We start from the raw sequence: 16,695 nt of genomic DNA on the forward strand, positions 1-16,695 counted from the left end.
CGAGTGGGCGTGAGTAATTGGGCTTAACCAAACCAGTCATGCTGACTCCCTGAATCTTCCATAACTGTAATGAGCCGCGCAGGAACCTTCGGATGAGACCATACAGGAACCAACGGGATTATCCGGCGTGCATACCGTACCGAAAATTTTGCATTCCTGCGGACGTTTCTGTCCGCGCAAAATGGCAGCGCACTCGCACGCCCTGTTGTCAGGTACGGCGACGTAATCCACGCCAAATTTTAACTCGGCATCAAATGCGGAAAATCTTGGGCGCAGTTTCAATGCACTGTTCGGCACGCTGCCCAGTCCGCGCCATTCAAACGTATCACGCAAGTGGAATACCTCATCCACCAGTGCCTTCGCCTTGAGATTGCCTTCACGGGTCACGGCGCGGGTAAATTCATTCTCGACCATAGCGCGCCCGTCGTTAATCTGACGCACCAACATCAGGATGGCCTGCATCACATCCAGGGGCTCAAAACCTGCAATCACTACCGGCTTGCCATAATTGTCGGCGAAGGGTTCATAGGGTTTACTGCCGATAATGGTGGACACATGTGCAGGCCCTACAAAACCATCCAGCGCCGTGCCACTTTCCCCTGCGAGAATGGCATGCATTGCGGCGGGTGTCAGCACATGATCACATAAAATGCTGAAGTTCTTCAAACCCTCGAAAGCGGCCTGTCTGACAGCCCATGCGGTCGGCGGTGTGGTGGTCTCGAAACCGATGGCGAGAAATACCACTTCACGGTCAGGATATTCGCGCGCGATCTTCAATGCGTCTTGAGTCGAATAGATCATGCGCACATCCGCCCCATTGGCTCGGGCACGCATTAGCGACGAATTATCGGAAGCCGGTACGCGTAGAGTGTCGGCATAGGTGCAAAGGATCACGCCATGTTCGCGTGCCAGAAAAATGGACTGATCCACTCGGCCAATGGGTAATACACATACCGGGCAGCCAGGGCCGTGAATCAGGTGCACATGGTCAGGTAACAGGTCGACAAGTCCGTAACGCGAAATGGCATGGGTATGCCCACCGCAAAACTCCATCAATTTGTAACCGGATAGAGAAGTGGCTTCCCGCGCAATATTGGCGGAAATATTTTTTGCCAGTTTTCCATTACGGAATTCATCTATGTATTTCATGCTGCACTCTCGCCAAGATCTTCACGCAACTCGTCCTGCATGCCCATTTCTGCGAACAATTCCAAAGTATGTTCAGCCTCATCTTGATCCAGTTTTTGCAGGGCATAGCCAACATGCACTATGACATAGTCCCCCGTTTGAACACCATCCACCAGCGCCAGTGAAATCTCTTTTCGAACACCACCAAGATTAACGATTGCGTTACCCGGTGTCGTCAGTTCTTCGATGCGGGCAGGTATGGCAAGACACATGATTCAGGTTCCTTGATCAATGCGATTTAAGATAAAATTCCCGTGGCGATTCTATGGCCCCCATGGACGAAATTCCTGTCATGCACGTCAGGGCAATATTGGCTTGCCCGAATGAGATACCGCCATCGTTGGGTGGCAACTGTTGTGCGGTCAACACGCGTAGACCATGCCCGTACAAGGATGAGATCAGTGTTTGAGACAAAATCCTATTCAAGAAACATCCACCACCCAGTGCAACCGTGTTGATATTCTCATTTTCGGCAGCACGGAGTAGCCACGCCATCAATCCGTCTGCCAGGGTTGCATGGAATAAGGCAGCACCGTACGATGCATTCTTGCAATCAGTAATTGCTGCCAGTAGCGGGAGGAAATCAAGCACACCATCGTTGCTGATTACGTAACCATTCGTGAGTGCTGCAACTTTACCATGTTGCTCTGCCAGTCCTTCCAGCAATATCGCTGCCTGTCCCTCATAACTTTGAATTTCCCTGACATTCAGCAATCCGGCGGCAGCATCAAACAGGCGGCCCATACTACTGGTGGTGGCACAATTCAACTGGCGCTGCAACAGGGTTATCACGGTTACCGATCCGGTTTGCGCCGGAAAGCGATGCATAATCTCGTCGCTGCGTCCCATCTCGAATAGTACGGCTGCTGCTAAGCGCCACGGTTCACGTGCTGCGCGGTCGCCCCCAGGCATACTTAGTGGCGCAAGATGTCCCAGACGCTGAAAGTCTGCCCCTTCCACGCGCAACAGTTCACCACCCCAGGCGTTGCCGTCTGTTCCCAATCCCATGCCGTCCAGTGCCAGTCCGAGCACGGATTCAGTAACATGATGTTCGGCGCAAACCGCCGCGATATGAGCGTGATGATGCTGCACGGCAAAAATAGACAAGCCGTGTTGCGCAGCATAAGCCTGAGCAAACTGTGTGCTATAGAAATCTGGATGAAGATCGTGAGCGACTGCCTGTGGCCGCACATCCAGGATGTCGCACAGGTGTGCAACAGTTTCATCCAGCATCTGCCGCGTAGCGGCATGATCAAGGTCGCCGATGTGTTGCGATACGAAGGCTTCATTGCCGCGTGTGAGGCAAACAGTATTTTTTAGCCATGCCCCGCAAGCAAGTATGGACGGGCCGGTATGGGGCAGCAAAATTCGTCGCGGCGTGTAACCACGTGCGCGACGAATTAATTGGAATTGCTGCCCCTCTCCCGAATACTCTCCAATGGAACAGCTGGCCATCTGACTTGGTTGCCCAAAGTTGCCCCACAAGGGGGAGGGCGTTGTACGCATTACGCTGTCGTCGCAACGATGCAGAATTTCACGGTCATGTGTTAAAAAGGCATCACTCAGGCCGGATAACGATGCGCGCGCTTCTGCATCATCCTTAACCAGTGGCTCACCATGGAAATTAGCACTGGTCATCACCAATGCCAAGGAGGTCGCCTTTTGCAACCAATCCGTACCCTCTGGTTTACCTGACAACTCGTGGAACAATAAATATTGTAACGGCGTATAGGGCAGCATCAGGCCAATATCCGATAAATCAGGAGAAATTCCACGCAACTCCGTATCACAACTGGCTGATTTACGCAGTAGTACGATGGGTCGTTCCCCTGCTTCCAGTAGTGCTGCTTCGTGCTCTAAAACCTCTGCATAACGTTCAGCAGACAGCCTGTTCAGCACCATTACAGCAAACGGTTTTTCATCGCGCTGCTTTCTGCTACGCAGCCTGTCTACAGTGGCGGGGTTCCCCGCATCGCATACCAGATGGAATCCGCCCACGCTCTTGATGGCGACGATTTGTCCCGAGGCGATGTATCTGGCGGCAGAAGCGATACAATCATCGGATGTGACTGGTCGCCAGAGTTCGTCAAATAAACTCAGATGTGGCCCACAGGCCGGACAGGCGTTGGGCTGTGCATGAAAACGGCGTGTACCAGGATTATCATATTCCTGCTGACAATCCGGGCATTGCGTAAATTTCGCCATGCTGGTGTTGGCACGGTCATAGGGCAGTCGCGCTGTCAGTGTGTAACGCGGCCCGCAATGTATGCAGTTGATGAAGGGGTGCCGATAACGACGATCGGCGGGATCAAACATTTCTGATAAACAGTCCGGGCAGATCGCCATGTCGGGTACGATGCCTGTTTGCATCCTGCCCATCTTGCTTGGCGCTATGCTAAAGCCGCGCAATCCTGAAGTTACTTGCTCCAGATCATGTATCACCTTTTCCACTCGCGCCAGCGCAGGCGGCTCGCTTTGTAGACGTTCGATCAGACACAGTACCTGCGAATGCTTGCCTTCAACTGATATTTCTACGCCACTACTGTCGTTGCGTACCCAGCCAGCAAGGCCTAACTCATGCGCAAGCCGGAACACGAATGGCCGGAAACCCACGCCCTGAACCTGCCCGGATACTCTTATTCGTGCATGTATCATTCGTTATTTTTCTGTGATTGCTTTCCGGCAACCCGCCTTGATCCATTCCAGCCATTCCTCCATGCCCTCTCCGCTGGTGGCGGAAATGCAGATTATCTGTATCTTCGGGTTTACCCGGAGCGCATTTTCCACCGCAAGACTGGCATCGAAATCCAGATAAGGCAACAGGTCACACTTGTTTAGCAGCATCAAATCTGCAGCGCGGAACATGTCCGGGTACTTGAGCGGCTTGTCCTCACCTTCAGTTACGGAAAGGATAGCGACTTTATGCGCTTCTCCCAGATCAAAATTGGCCGGGCACACCAGATTGCCGACGTTCTCGATCAATAAAAGGCTGTCATCCTGCAAGCCAAGTTGCTGTATGGCTTGTCCAACCATGCTTGCATCCAGATGGCAACCTTTCCCGGTATTGATTTGCAAGGCAGGGGCGCCGGTGGCACGGATGCGTGCGGCGTCATTGTCCGTTTGTTGATCGCCTTCGATAACGGCAAGCGGCAGACTACCGTTCAGCGCATTAATGCTTTTTACCAGCAAGGTGGTTTTGCCCGAGCCGGGGCTGGATACCAGATTGAGTGCGAAAATACCGCGTTTGGACAAGTGGTTGCGATTCTCCTCGGCATAAGCGTCATTCTTTGACAGGATGTCGCGCTCGATTTTTACCATGCGTGCCTGACTCAGGCCCGGCGCATGGGTTCCCGCAGGGCCTGCGCCGAAATCCATCGGTGTGTGATTATGTGCCGTGTCAGTATTGATAATTTCGTTTTCTCCCTCTCCTGGTTGCGGGAGAGGGTTGGAGAGGGGGTCTGGCGTCCGGTATTGCACTGGTACAGTGTTCTTACGGCGTAACTTAAGTCGATACCCCCCGATGAATGTTTGTCCAGATCCGCACCCGCATGTTGTACACATCACTATCCCCCTATTCGACTTCCAGTTCTTTAACACGCATCTCATCGCCCCCCGTCACCTGAATCTGATAACTGCCGCAAACAGGACAAGCTTCATACAAGGCTGTTACTGCCACGTTGTCTTCACATTTCATGCACCAACCTTGTCCCGGCATTTCGATGATTTCCAAGCGCGCACCTTTTACAACGGTATCGCGCGTCACCACATCGAAACAGAATCGCAATGCCTCCTTCTCCACAGCGGCCAGTTGACCGATCTCCAGCCACACGGCTTGCACCCTGACACATCCCTCGGCACGCACCACGTCTTCTACCAGTTGTACAATTCCTTCTGCCAGCGACATCTCATGCATGAACAACCTCGATCTCGAAATCCACACAAGGATCAAGCGACATCACAAATAATTTTGCTGTTTCCACCAAGCGTGTCATATTGCCTTCCCGAAAGCCGATCAGGTAGGTCAATGCACCCTGCGGATGAAAATTCCATTCGGTGGGCGCCACAATCAGATACTGCGCAATACGACCGGCTTCAATACGCACATGGTGCAGCAACATCCCGCGTGCTGTTTGCACCATTGACAAGCCAATGCCATTTGCAACGGTTATCTGTTCAATGCGCCGCCGCGCTTGCACACCCTCCAGAAAATCAACCAGTCTGGCAATTAGTCTTGCCAACAATCGGGCAGGGCGTTTACGCAATATATCCCGAACAAACGGCAGATGTTGAGTCTTTGCCAGTGCTCCTGTTTCCAGAGGATTGCCATTAAGTTGAGGTTTTTTAGCAAATTCCGTGCCAAAACGATATGCAAATTTCCGACTGACCTCGGTCGGTGTCCAGGTCGGCATCAAACTACAGCCCGTTGGTACTCCGGAGAAATCCAACCGACTTTCACTGAATTCGAGGGCTAGAATAATCGGTGCCAATAAGCCCTGTTTGTCCTTTATGCACTCAAGCAATCGATCATGCGTATCCAACTGTTGCCATTCTTTAGCCGTCATGCCCAGCAATACCTGATGCATTTCCGCCAACAAATCTTCTGCGTTGCCCTTATCCGTCGAAATTACATTCAGTGCAGCATGCCAACGTATAAACTGCGTCTCCAGTTGTGGCAAACCCAGCAATTTTGGCCAATCCAGAAGAAATTTCCACAAGTATTCCTGCATTGCCTCGCAAAGCACAGCGCGCTCAAACTTTTCAAGTTGCTGCATGTCACGACCTTGTGCGGCGGATACGGTCGCCAGTGCAGCTGCCTGTTGGGCCTTGCCGCACACGCTGAACAACAAGGGCACCAACTTCACAGCATCCTCCGGCGACTTTCCCGACAATAAGCGGTAGGCTGGAGGACGTGTTGATTTCACTTCAATGCCGAGTACATCCATGCCATTCCAGAGGATGCGCAGATGCAGTTTTCCTGCGTTGGGCATCACTGACTACCCATCAAGGGAATGCGTAAAAAATCACGTCGCGACATCTCTTTTTGACCCGTTGATTTACCCGTCAGACGTGCTTCCTCGATACCTCCGGACCGTTTATCTTCGATTTCAACAAACAAGGCACTAATAATTTCCTGTGCGATGGTCACGGCCTCTTTATGGTTAGTAAAATTCACGACGGGTGAGATTAACGAACAAATATGGCATGCACCCAGCATGGGTTCATTCAGTCCCATGAACTCATAGTTTCCTGATGGAAACCGCCAAGTCTTTTTTTCACCTAATGCCAGAGAAAGGAGCGGTGTGCCTTCTCCCTTCAGCAAAACCAGATTGATCATCCAGGGTGTCACCAGCACACCAACCCAGTGCCCTTCCCATAAACGAAATCCCACGGCCTCGACGCGCATTGCCGAATTTAGAATGGGCAGATCTATCATGCGTGTCTGCGCGATTCTGTTAAATATCTCCTCAAGTTTTAACACGACTTGTGTCATTTTTATAACCTGAAATTTGCGTAGCAAGCCTTTGTCACTTTTTTTCACTTGAAAGTAAGGGAAACGGATATGGAAATTTGTTGTTTCATTCTTCAGGATGGTGAGTTGCCATAACCGTTAGTACCATGAATTTGTATTTCGGTGCATCGCAATTCGGGCAGCACCATTGTTCAGGGAGCATGGTAAATGGTGTGCCGGAGGGAATATAGGCAAGCGGATCTCCTGCTGCCGGATCATACACCCACCAGCAAATGCCGCATTCCAACTGAGCGGTTGCCTCAATTTTGTTGTTGTCACCTGAATAAGATCCTTCGAACATGTGACTATTGTTCGCGCATCACGGAGAGCCATTCGCCCAGGCGCACAACGCTTTCCAGAAAATCTTCGTCCGCTGCCAGAGCCACTTCAGGCACATCCACCACTTCCAGGGTATTGAGAATGATTTGGTCAGTGCTGTTGAAATACTGCACCCACCACACGTTGGCCAGACGCGTGCTGGTGATACGGCAGTTACCATAGCCACGCGATAATATACTCACTGTTCCAGTGCCGAATGCATCATACAGATAAGCCAGATCTTCCGGAGACATGGGCAACAGCGACAGATTGATGATATGCGCGGCATTTCCTTCCTGATATTTTTTTGACCTTTCCAGTAATTCGTTAAGAACGGCGGGTGCATTCATTATCCCCTGTTGCATTGGTGGCACGCTGACAACTGTTGTGCCTGACAATGCGGATTTTTGAACCTCTGCGGGAATGGCGCAGGCATGCAGCATATCGCTGGAAACTACAGATTGTGTGGACATTTTCTGTATGCGCCAGATCCCGGCAAATACGGTTTCCTGAATATGTAGATTGCTGGGGTTTCGCACTATTACACTGACTTCGCCTTGCCCGAGAGATTGATTGATTAATTCCACCACATCAGGCGTTAGTCTTGTTAAATCGATTTTGGCATCTCTTTTGGTAAGCATTGCGCTGCGCAAATTTTCCAGCACTGTGCAAACTGCCTCCAGTATTTCTGGATCGGCCACCAGATTTACTACCGGCATGGCAAAGGTCGTCATTTCACCTGGTAGGGGCAAGTAGCGCACCTCTTCAGCCTCGGACTGTGAATCGATGCCAACTAGTGGAATATGGAAGTCTCTCATGATCTCATCCCAGCCAATTACAATCAGGTGAACATACTGCCGATATTGCAACCCCTATCGAAGGTGCGCGGCTGACCGGTTTTTGCAGCATAATTGCATACTCTTTGACATATTCGGACCAGTCGTGCAAGCCTTCAATCGAGCCGACATAACCGCCGTCGCGCAGAAACAATAATGCTGGCAATCGCCCTATGCCAAAGCGCGTCAGTAAACTTTTGGCATGTTCAGGGCGCATGAGAGCGGCTCGCAGATTATTGCCTGTCACTGCCAGAAGTTCGGGAAAGATCACAGCAGTATCCCAGTTTTCTGCAGCCGTATCTGGCTCATTGATGAGCAGCACCACTCCTGATCCTGGGCAATCCATGAAATTCTGAAACCCAACCTGATCCAGATCGGATATGCCATTTTTCATCACCAGCCTGTCCAGCAATTCACTGAAATTATTGCTTATGGCAGAGCGCGGTGGTTTCCATGATAGAGCAGTATCCATAGTCATCCCTTGTATCCAGATCGTAAAAAATCGGGAAGCGGAGGTTCTCTGTCGATCAAGTCGGAAAAGCAGTCATCGAAATGGGTTTCGCCGGCAGCCACCCGGTCGAGGGCTTCCAGCGCAGAATTGATCAGAGCGGCGTGTCCGGCATCAATGGCTTCGCGCGCGCTACCCATAAAAGTCAGCAGCCAGTCTCCCGGGCGAACTTCGTCTATCAGCATGGTATTGATGCGCACCCGCCCATTGCGGCCATCGCACCAGGCGAACATGTCTTCGATTGCCACTATCTGCATTGGTATTCCTATGCACATAGATTCAAGTCCCCAACCGACTTTGCCAAGAATCGCTCGTCGCCGAAGCGGCAGGCCAGTTCTGCCGAGGGGCGATTTGTCTCATAGTTGTCCATGTCAAGCACGTCACCGTTGATGCATCGGCAGGGAAGGGGCGAGGTGCGCGGCGCATAAGGAATGCCCCATTGCACCATCAGTTCCAGTGCGATGTTCAGCGCAGTCGGAATTTGAGTCTTGACACAATCGCGCAAACTGCCACCAAAATCTTCCAGATGTTCGGGTTGCACGCCGATGAGCGCCATGGAGTCGGGAAGCTTGCCGGTCAGGGACGCGCAGGCAATGACTTCCTGGAAACCAGTCTGATGCAGACTCATCTTTTTTACGCCCATGAAGCGTGGTACCTCGTCATCCTTCGCGATCACCATCTCGCCAGGTTTTTTGCCATAGTCCACCGCATCAAATACAATCAGTCGGTGCGCATCCACCAAATAAGGTAGTAAATACAAACCCTGTGTTCCGCCATCCATCAGAACTACATCGTGACCGAACTGGTAAGCGACATTCATCGCCTCCACACAACGCACACCGAAGCCCTCATCAGCCCACAGGATATTGCCTATGCCGAGAATCAATAGTTGGGTACTTTTCATTGAATGTTTGTTGAGTTATCAATTTAGCGGTAATACAGCATTAGTCATGCCAGCGGCTTGTTAACTAAACTCTGCTTTATATTCAATAAATTATGAAAACAATCGGGCGTTTGATGAAAAAAATACGGCAACTTATGTTTCGATTTGCAAAATTTATGGAAAGTTACTAACCACCATAACCGAAAATAAATTGCTTGTTTGAATGGTCGAAAAAAATGTCATTTCTTTGTGGCCAACACCCCGTCACCATTCAATTCCGTGATAAACCCGGCTTGTCGTAAACGTTTCGATACTTCATTTGGCACATCGCGTCCGCTGGTGAGTTTGTTTGGTCTGCCAGTGTAATGGAACAGTTTGCCCTTACGCTTAAGCATCCTGGCTAGATGGTCATAAAAAACTTGTGAGTAAAGTTCACCAGCGATTCCGAAACGCGGTGGGTCGTGCAGAATGGCGTCCACGGTCTGGCTGGGCAGCAAAGCAATCTGCTCAGTAATGTTGCCTTCGGTTAAGGTCAATCCCATGTCAATTTCAGGTGACCAGGGATTGAGGCTTCGCAGCCAAATTACATCAGGATTCTTCTCGTATGAAAGAACCTGTTTGGCTTGACCTTGCAAACACCAGGCAGCAAAATAACCAAGACCCCCGCAGGTATCCAAAATCACTTTGCCGCGCGGTTGAATCAAACCGACTTTACGTTTGGCATCCGCATAGGGCGAAACTTGCGCCGTAGGTAACATCTTGATGCCATCGATTTCGAAAGTCGGCGGTCCCCACTTCGTCGGTACCAATTTGATCAACGACGTAGTGAAGCGCTCTATCGGCCGAAAGGTCTCGTCAAACCAGTGGTAAATGGTCCTGTCTTTGCAGATTTTCAGATAAGGAAATTGTTGGCCCTGGTAGATCCACCCGGCATTACCTACCTCGACTGTCGTCGTCGAACGATCCAGATCCAGTGAACATTCAACGGCAGATGCACCGTCATGCGCCGCCGCAAGCAATATTTCATGCACTTTGAGAGTTAACAGCGGTCCCATTATTCCGATTGGCCAATGTTATCCACAAATAATTACCCCGTTATTAATCGTTATTTCTTTCACTAAATAGTACCTGATTTTTCTGCACAGGAAGGTCAGCGTGTCCATACGGCAGAATTTCCACCCCGGAAATAAAAATTCTTTGTTATTATGGCAAGCATGACTTGATTCAGGCTTACCTCCGGGCGTAGACGTAGACTGAAGTGAGTTATTTGGCTGTCTTCGTGGTGAGACTGGCAATTTAACAAGCGCAAACGATAAAGGAGGACGAATGTCCAAGGTCCTTGTGCTCTATTATTCAAGTTACGGTCATATTGAAACAATGGCACAAGCCATGGCCGAAGGTGCACGCTCGGCGGGTGCTTCCGTCGATATCAAGCGCGTACCGGAAACGGCTCCGCTGGAAATTGCCAAGGCAGCACATTTTAAACTCGATCAAGCGGCGCCCATCGCGACGATCAACGAACTGGCCGAGTATGATGCCATTATTGTTGGAACGCCTACCCGATTTGGCCGCATGCCAGCACAAATGGCTGGTTTTCTCGATCAAGCCGGTGGTTTGTGGGCGCGCGGCGCTTTGCAGGGCAAAGTGGGAGGAGCCTTTACGTCCACCGCTACACAGCATGGCGGCCAAGAAGTTACCCTGTTTTCAGTCATTACCAATCTGATGCACTTTGGCATGGTCATTGTCGGCCTGCCCTATGGTTACCAGAGCCAAATGACGCTTGATGAAATTGTTGGCGGAAGTCCTTATGGGGCGACCACCATTGCCGGTGGCCAAGGCCAGCGGCAACCCAGCGCAATTGAATTGGACGGAGCGCGCTTTCAGGGTAAATTGATCGCAGAAACTGCCAATAAACTATTTGGTGTCTGAGTACCCCTGACGGATCCATGGCTATGGGAAAAGCCCAACCAATTAAATTTGTTCAATAATGCCGGGTGCCACACCATTTCGGCGTCATCAGTTTTTGATCTTCAGGCCAGTTGTAATTAGGTGGATCTCGCTCAGAAGCGTACAATCTCACTTGGTCTAATCTGGAAAAGTGCCCTCCACATGCAAACAGAAGTCAAAGGCAAGGCCGCATTCGCCGTGGTCGCGGCCGTGCAGTTGCCCGGCGTGAGCGATATTGAATTTGAGGCATCATTGGCTGAATTGCGTGACCTGTCAAAAACACTGGGATACAAGGTGGTCCGCACCTTTACTCAGAAGCGCACTGCCTTCGACACATCAGCTTATCTGGGACTTGGCAAGCGGGTGGAGATACGTGACTTTATCAACGGATCCGAGGTACCTGACTCCAGTATCGGTACTATTGATAGGGTATTCGTGGATCACGAAATTTCGCCGTCCCAAGCGCGTAACCTGGAAAATGATGTTGGCTGTGATGTGATGGATCGCACCATGGTGATTTTTAGCATATTCCACCGCAACGCGCGTTCTCGCGCAGCAAAGGCACAGGTGGAAATTGCACGTCTGGGCTATATGGCGCCACGCCTGCGCGAAATGGCAAAACTTGCCGGACCGCAGGGACGGCAGCGCAGCGGCACCGGAGGTCGCGGTGCCGGCGAATCCCACACCGAACTGGACAAACGAAGAATTCGTGACCGAATTGCCGAATTGCAGCAGGAAATAGCAGCGATGGATGTGGAACGCAAGACGCAACGCTCGCGCCGACAAGAACGCCAAGGGTTGGCCAGCGTGGCGTTGGTGGGCTACACGAATGCCGGAAAATCCACTTTGATGCGTGCACTGACTGGTAGCGAAGTATTGGTGGAAAACAAACTTTTCGCCACACTCGACACTACTGTACGCACGCTCTATCCTGAGTCTGTGCCCCACGTGCTGGTCAGCGATACAGTGGGCTTCATCAAGAACCTGCCTCATGGACTGGTGGCTTCATTCAAGTCAACACTTGAGGAGGCTCTTGATGCCTCACTGCTGCTCCATGTCATCGATGCCAGCGATCCTGGGTTCGAGCGTCAACTCGAAGTCACTGATAAGGTACTCGCCGAGATCAGTGCGGAGACCGTACCGCGCATTCGTGTGTTCAATAAGGTGGACCAGGTGGGCGACGCTGTGATACAAACTGAATTTGAAATAATGTTGCGCGCGCAATACCCGGATTGCATCGTCATGAGCGCGCGCCGCATTGATGATGTGGCGACGCTGCACAAGGCCATCGTCGCATTTTTTCGGAAGGATCTCATAGAAGCCGAGTTATTTCTTCCCTGGTCGGCGCAGAAACTGCGCGGTGAAATTTTTTCAAGTTGTGAGGTGCTGGAAGAGCGTGCTGACATTGAAGGAGCGTTTTTGCGCGTGCGCGGAACGCGAGGTGTCCTAGAAAAATATACGGGGCTTTGACGGGTGCTGACATTCGGTACGGTTCAAGGACTCGGAGTGACGGAATTCCCCTCTGTCAGTTGGCATGAAAAGGGCGAAGTACGCACTGCCCCCTGGCGGTCGGGGAGCGACTTGCCGCCCCCGAAACGCGTGGTAATCGCAGACGATCATATGAAGGCCAGCGTTGCCTATCATCTCGCTTGCGAAGGCACGGCGATTCTGTGGCGTGGCGATTTCCAGAATGCACGACAACTGCTTGTTGCATTGGCACGGCGAATCGATGAGCCACACAAGGGTAAGAAGCAGACTGTTGCCGAGGCAGAGAGATTGACGTCTATTGCTTCGTCGCTTCCTCTTTCGGCGGATGAATTTCATCGCTATCGACTGATGCAATCGCAACGCGCGCGAAAGTTGGGTATGCTGCTCCTTCCGTTTGACGCGGACTTTCGTATTCCGTTGCGCCGCGCACCTGATGTGCAGCAGGCGTGTACCGAAGCCTATGGTAAGGCCACCATGCCGTTTATCGCTTCACTGCGCGAATTATTGGGGATCATCGGTGCGCACGAATGGCGGACGAAGGGTGTCGAAGTTCCGGTGCTCAGCGCGCGAATTCATCCGCATTACGGCGTATTCGCGCCAATCCGTGCCGAATATGTAGATCTGGTCGCCGCAGCACCGCTGCCGCCTGTCCTGCTCGAGACGCCGGCGCGTGGCGTAGCCTTCGATATCGGCACCGGCACCGGTGTGCTCAGCGCGCTATTGGCAAAACGGGGCGTCGCGCGCGTGATCGCGGCCGAACGAGATGCGCGCGCGGTAGCATGCGCACGCGACAATATTGCATTGCTTAAATTAGATGCACAGGTTGAAGTACAGCAGGTGGATCTTTATCCCAACGGATGTGCCGCACTCATCGTTTGTAATCCGCCCTGGATTCCCGCACGACCAGTATCTCCACTGGAACACGCGGTATACGATCCTGAAAGCAGCATGCTGCGTGGTTTTTTGAATGGCCTGGTTGCGCATCTCGATCCGGACGGTGAGGGCTGGCTCCTGCTCTCGGATCTCGGGGAGCATTTTGGGTTGCGTACGCGCTCGGAGTTGCTTGAGTTGATCGATGCGGCGGGGCTAGTTGTCTTTGATCGAATCGAAACGCGTCCACACCACCCGCGCGTTGCAGATGTCAGTGATCCGCTTCATGCCGCGCGCCAGGCGGAAGTGACATCTTTGTGGCGTCTTCGAGTCAGGAAGTGAGCGTTACACAAAACCGGGTAACAGTATTCCATTGTAACTCTTGGCTTCCATTGGATTTTCTCTGAAGTTGATGTTCAGAACGCTGTTTTAGCCAACAGGGCTCAATTGGTGACAGCATTGAAAAAATGAAATTGATTACGCCCCGTTTGCTTGGCTACATACATGGCTTGATCGGCATAGCGTAGCAAGTTCTGCCCATCGCTATCGTCATCCGGATAGAAAGCCACTCCGATGCTTGCTGATAATTTGATGTCATGGCCACTGATATTGAAGGGTTGACCTATCGAATCCATGATTCGCAACAACATCTGGCGACATTCCGCTTCATCTGAAATATCCGAGAAGAGCAGCACAAATTCGTCTCCGCCCAGTCTGGCCAATGTGTCCGTGGAACGGGATATCGCAAGCATCCTTTGAGCTACTTCAACCAGGAGCAGATCCCCCGTTTCATGACCAAAAGTGTCGTTCACCGGCTTGAAGCCGTCGAGATCCAGGAAGCATGCTGCAAGTTTTTTTCTGGATCGCTTCGCCTGGGCAAGTGCCATCTCGAAACGATCGTTGAGCAGCGTCCTGTTGGGCAGTCCGGTCAGGGTATCGTGGTGGGCCAGACGCTCGAGTTGTTGCTGCTGATTTTTGAGGTGAGAGATGTCCGAAAATAGGGCGATGTAACGGATGGTTTCGCCTTCTTCGTTTTTCACGGCGGACAGGGTCAGTCTTTCAGGATAAATTTCTCCATTTTTTCGCCGGTTCCAGACCTCTCCTGACCAATATCCATTTTCCAGGATATCCCTCCACATGGCATCATAAAATGCCTGATCCTGCAGACCAGAATTCAATATGCGTGGGTTTTTCCCCAATATTTCTTCCCGGCTATATCCGGTTATACGGGAGCAAGCCGGATTTGCTTCAAGTATGATTCCTTTTTCGTCGGTGATCAGAATGCCTTCTTCCGCATGATCAAAGACGCCCGAAATCAGTCTGAGGTGATCATCCGTACACTTGCGCTCAGTGATGTCGTTGACGATGCCAAGGAACTGGGTAAGTTTTCCCTCTTTATTGAGTATGGGAGAAATACGAAGCCTGTTCCAGAACAGGGTGCCATCTTTCCGATAGTTACGCAGCGTAGCTTTCCCTGCACGGCCCTCCTTCAGGCAGGCACGGATTTCGGCAAGTTCGGGCTGATCATGGTCCTGACCCTGCAGGAAGCGGCAATTGCGGCCCAGCAGTTCCGAGGCTGAATAGCCAGTTATTTCTTCGAATGCGGGATTCACGTAGATCAGCGGCAACCCGGGATCAGCGGCATCGGCAATGGCTACGCCATTGGTGCTTGAAGTCAGGGCATCCGACTGCATCTTGATCAGCAACTCTGCCTGTTTGCGTTCTGTAATATCCATAGAGATGCCGATGGTGCCAATGACCTTGCCCACATCATCACGCAGTTTGACTCTGGTAATTTCCAGCAAATGAGGATTCCCGTCAGCAAAAGTTAGCGTTTGATAGCAGGTGTGAGGGGGTTCCTGTTCAAGGCACTCGCGGTCCAATTGCATGCAGTCGGCAGCAATCGCTGGACCAAAAACTTCAGCAGGATGATTCGCCGCCAGAACTTCACTCTCCAAAACACCTACCGCATTGCAAAGCGTCTTGTTCATGAAGCGATACCGACCATCCATTCCCATCAGCCAGATTCCAACGGGTGCATTGTCAAGGATGGCTTGCATTCTCGCTCCACTCTCGAATAGTTCCAACTTTGAATGAATCAGTTTCCGCACCAAAGGCGTCACCATCCAGTACAGCAGTATTCCACCAATAATGACCAGAATCGCCAGAAGTGCGGCAATGTACTTCAACTGCCCGATTACCGGGCCATACAGTTCCCTTTGATCGATCTTCAACACCATGCCGAGGCCAAACTTGCCTACCGGGGCGTAGGCAGCGACAACCTTTTGTCTCCGATAATCCCTTGCGAATACAAGTCCGGTTTTGCCATCCAAAGCGTAATTCATGGGCAACGACTTATTTTCCACCATCCGGTGCAAGCGTAGGAATTTCCTGCCTGAAATTTCATTCAGAAAGCAATTCATGTCCCTCGGATCTTCTCTCAATGGGCCGCATAAGGCGAATTCATCGGTTGTTCCAATGGATAGGGAATCCGCAAAGGAATGGGCAGGCAGTTTCAGATCGGCTTCCGTCATGATGATACCGATGCGCTGCCCATTTTGATCAAGGATATCGGTGTCGGCACGCAGAATGAATGATCCGTCCCACAACAGGGTTGCGCCATGTTGGATATTTATAAAGAAATGCGATTCCTGGTTCTGTGAAAAGCGGCCTGCCCGAACCATTTCGGTTCCCCGTATATCATAAAATGAGATGCCCTCGAAGCCATGAGAAATAAAGGACTCTGCAATCCGCTGCAGGTCGATTTTGTCCTTTATATTGCCTGGAGTTGCGTTGAGCCGAATCAGGTTATCAATGATAGTGGGGCGACTGGCAATCATCCGATCATCGTTCAACCCCTGAGCGATCTGGCTGTCGAGCAGATTGACATCCCCCTTCAGAGATGCTTCAAGATTTTTTCTCAGGATGGATTCGGCCTGATGTTGCATCACGCCGTAAACAGAAAACCCCGTTACCAAAGTCAATATCGTCAGAATCAGAAAACCAACGAGACTGATCCTATATTCATCAAGTTTCAAAAATAAAATATTCGCCAAGTTCATGACCAACTATCATCTCCCGCACTGAATCGAGATCCACCGACTGTTTTACTCATAATACGCCGTCTTAGGGGGGGGCGGGATAAGCC

The 16,695-nt window shown here is 51.3% G+C and carries 17 protein-coding genes; 3 read left to right on the forward strand and 14 right to left on the reverse strand.

Features of this window, described 5'->3' with window-relative positions; all coding sequences use genetic code 11:
* Window positions 1–36: 36 nt before the first annotated feature.
* From hypD to HO274_RS01280, 13 genes are all read right to left on the reverse strand, one after another.
* Window positions 37–1,149: a hydrogenase formation protein HypD gene (gene hypD, locus HO274_RS01220; RefSeq protein ID WP_031598064.1), complete on the reverse strand. Its 1,113-nt coding sequence runs from the start codon at window positions 1,147–1,149 to the stop codon at window positions 37–39.
* Window positions 1,146–1,400, reverse strand: coding sequence for a HypC/HybG/HupF family hydrogenase formation chaperone (locus HO274_RS01225; RefSeq protein ID WP_031598063.1), 255 nt, complete (start codon window positions 1,398–1,400; stop codon window positions 1,146–1,148). Before HO274_RS01225 ends, hypD begins: the two co-directional genes overlap by 4 nt.
* Before the next feature lie 16 nt (window positions 1,401–1,416).
* Window positions 1,417–3,843 (reverse strand): carbamoyltransferase HypF, encoded by a 2,427-nt coding sequence (locus tag HO274_RS01230; RefSeq protein WP_051862523.1) that lies wholly within the window; start codon window positions 3,841–3,843, stop codon window positions 1,417–1,419.
* A 3-nt stretch (window positions 3,844–3,846) separates the two neighbouring features.
* Window positions 3,847–4,749 (reverse strand): hydrogenase nickel incorporation protein HypB, encoded by a 903-nt coding sequence (hypB, locus tag HO274_RS01235; protein ID WP_273120730.1) that lies wholly within the window; start codon window positions 4,747–4,749, stop codon window positions 3,847–3,849.
* A 10-nt stretch (window positions 4,750–4,759) separates the two neighbouring features.
* Window positions 4,760–5,101 (reverse strand): hydrogenase maturation nickel metallochaperone HypA, encoded by a 342-nt coding sequence (hypA, locus tag HO274_RS01240; protein WP_273120733.1) that lies wholly within the window; start codon window positions 5,099–5,101, stop codon window positions 4,760–4,762.
* Window positions 5,094–6,131, reverse strand: coding sequence for a nickel-dependent hydrogenase large subunit (locus HO274_RS01245; protein WP_273120736.1), 1,038 nt, complete (start codon window positions 6,129–6,131; stop codon window positions 5,094–5,096). Before HO274_RS01245 ends, hypA begins: the two co-directional genes overlap by 8 nt.
* A 44-nt stretch (window positions 6,132–6,175) precedes the next feature.
* Entirely contained in the window at window positions 6,176–6,679 is a 504-nt protein-coding gene (gene hybE / locus HO274_RS01250; protein ID WP_082783221.1) for a [NiFe]-hydrogenase assembly chaperone HybE, read from the reverse strand.
* Window positions 6,680–6,764: 85 nt separating this feature from the next.
* Window positions 6,765–6,998: a rubredoxin gene (locus HO274_RS01255; RefSeq protein WP_082783222.1), complete on the reverse strand. Its 234-nt coding sequence runs from the start codon at window positions 6,996–6,998 to the stop codon at window positions 6,765–6,767.
* 4 nt (window positions 6,999–7,002) lie between these two features.
* Complete coding sequence (locus HO274_RS01260) at window positions 7,003–7,833, reverse strand: hydrogenase expression/formation protein (RefSeq protein ID WP_273120738.1); 831 nt, start codon at window positions 7,831–7,833, stop codon at window positions 7,003–7,005.
* A 4-nt stretch (window positions 7,834–7,837) separates the two neighbouring features.
* Window positions 7,838–8,329, reverse strand: a complete 492-nt coding sequence (locus HO274_RS01265) for a thioredoxin domain-containing protein (protein WP_082783223.1) — start codon at window positions 8,327–8,329, stop codon at window positions 7,838–7,840.
* Window positions 8,326–8,616: a HypC/HybG/HupF family hydrogenase formation chaperone gene (locus tag HO274_RS01270; RefSeq protein ID WP_273120742.1), complete on the reverse strand. Its 291-nt coding sequence runs from the start codon at window positions 8,614–8,616 to the stop codon at window positions 8,326–8,328. Before HO274_RS01270 ends, HO274_RS01265 begins: the two co-directional genes overlap by 4 nt.
* Before the next feature lie 8 nt (window positions 8,617–8,624).
* Complete coding sequence (locus HO274_RS01275; RefSeq protein WP_062188138.1) at window positions 8,625–9,263, reverse strand: HyaD/HybD family hydrogenase maturation endopeptidase; 639 nt, start codon at window positions 9,261–9,263, stop codon at window positions 8,625–8,627.
* A gap of 218 nt (window positions 9,264–9,481) precedes the next feature.
* Window positions 9,482–10,297 (reverse strand): class I SAM-dependent methyltransferase, encoded by an 816-nt coding sequence (locus HO274_RS01280; protein ID WP_031597559.1) that lies wholly within the window; start codon window positions 10,295–10,297, stop codon window positions 9,482–9,484.
* A 271-nt stretch (window positions 10,298–10,568) separates the two neighbouring features.
* On the opposite strand from HO274_RS01280, the gene wrbA reads away from it, so the two are divergent.
* The 3 genes from wrbA to HO274_RS01295 all read left to right on the forward strand — a co-directional run bounded on the left by wrbA (window position 10,569) and on the right by HO274_RS01295 (window position 13,889).
* The gene (wrbA, locus tag HO274_RS01285; protein WP_273120745.1) at window positions 10,569–11,171 is read left to right on the forward strand and encodes an NAD(P)H:quinone oxidoreductase; all 603 of its coding nucleotides are present in this window, start codon (window positions 10,569–10,571) and stop codon (window positions 11,169–11,171) included.
* Window positions 11,172–11,351: 180 nt separating this feature from the next.
* Window positions 11,352–12,659 (forward strand): GTPase HflX, encoded by a 1,308-nt coding sequence (gene hflX, locus HO274_RS01290; protein ID WP_062188139.1) that lies wholly within the window; start codon window positions 11,352–11,354, stop codon window positions 12,657–12,659.
* A gap of 36 nt (window positions 12,660–12,695) precedes the next feature.
* Window positions 12,696–13,889, forward strand: coding sequence for a methyltransferase (locus tag HO274_RS01295; RefSeq protein WP_031597565.1), 1,194 nt, complete (start codon window positions 12,696–12,698; stop codon window positions 13,887–13,889).
* 101 nt (window positions 13,890–13,990) lie between these two features.
* Here HO274_RS01295 and HO274_RS01300 read toward each other — a convergent pair whose 3' ends face one another.
* The gene (locus HO274_RS01300) at window positions 13,991–16,609 is read right to left on the reverse strand and encodes a sensor domain-containing protein (RefSeq protein ID WP_273120752.1); all 2,619 of its coding nucleotides are present in this window, start codon (window positions 16,607–16,609) and stop codon (window positions 13,991–13,993) included.
* Window positions 16,610–16,695 lie beyond the last annotated feature (86 nt).

The sequence above is a fragment of the Ferrovum myxofaciens genome (assembly GCF_013181415.1).
Classification (GTDB): Bacteria; Pseudomonadota; Gammaproteobacteria; order Burkholderiales; family Ferrovaceae; genus Ferrovum; species Ferrovum myxofaciens.

Coding starts and splice junctions, on each gene's coding strand:
- HO274_RS01265 (WP_082783223.1), bottom strand. CDS start 8,329: ATGACTATGGATACTGCTCTATCATGGAAACCACCGCGCTCTGCCATA.
- hypD (WP_031598064.1), bottom strand. CDS start 1,149: ATGAAATACATAGATGAATTCCGTAATGGAAAACTGGCAAAAAATATT.
- hybE (WP_082783221.1), bottom strand. CDS start 6,679: ATGACACAAGTCGTGTTAAAACTTGAGGAGATATTTAACAGAATCGCG.
- HO274_RS01280 (WP_031597559.1), bottom strand. CDS start 10,297: ATGGGACCGCTGTTAACTCTCAAAGTGCATGAAATATTGCTTGCGGCG.
- HO274_RS01255 (WP_082783222.1), bottom strand. CDS start 6,998: ATGTTCGAAGGATCTTATTCAGGTGACAACAACAAAATTGAGGCAACC.
- HO274_RS01275 (WP_062188138.1), bottom strand. CDS start 9,263: ATGAAAAGTACCCAACTATTGATTCTCGGCATAGGCAATATCCTGTGG.
- wrbA (WP_273120745.1), top strand. CDS start 10,569: ATGTCCAAGGTCCTTGTGCTCTATTATTCAAGTTACGGTCATATTGAA.
- hypA (WP_273120733.1), bottom strand. CDS start 5,101: ATGCATGAGATGTCGCTGGCAGAAGGAATTGTACAACTGGTAGAAGAC.
- hypB (WP_273120730.1), bottom strand. CDS start 4,749: ATGTGTACAACATGCGGGTGCGGATCTGGACAAACATTCATCGGGGGG.
- HO274_RS01300 (WP_273120752.1), bottom strand. CDS start 16,609: ATGAACTTGGCGAATATTTTATTTTTGAAACTTGATGAATATAGGATC.
- hflX (WP_062188139.1), top strand. CDS start 11,352: ATGCAAACAGAAGTCAAAGGCAAGGCCGCATTCGCCGTGGTCGCGGCC.
- HO274_RS01270 (WP_273120742.1), bottom strand. CDS start 8,616: ATGCAGATAGTGGCAATCGAAGACATGTTCGCCTGGTGCGATGGCCGC.
- HO274_RS01225 (WP_031598063.1), bottom strand. CDS start 1,400: ATGTGTCTTGCCATACCTGCCCGCATCGAAGAACTGACGACACCGGGT.
- HO274_RS01245 (WP_273120736.1), bottom strand. CDS start 6,131: ATGGATGTACTCGGCATTGAAGTGAAATCAACACGTCCTCCAGCCTAC.
- HO274_RS01230 (WP_051862523.1), bottom strand. CDS start 3,843: ATGATACATGCACGAATAAGAGTATCCGGGCAGGTTCAGGGCGTGGGT.
- HO274_RS01260 (WP_273120738.1), bottom strand. CDS start 7,833: ATGAGAGACTTCCATATTCCACTAGTTGGCATCGATTCACAGTCCGAG.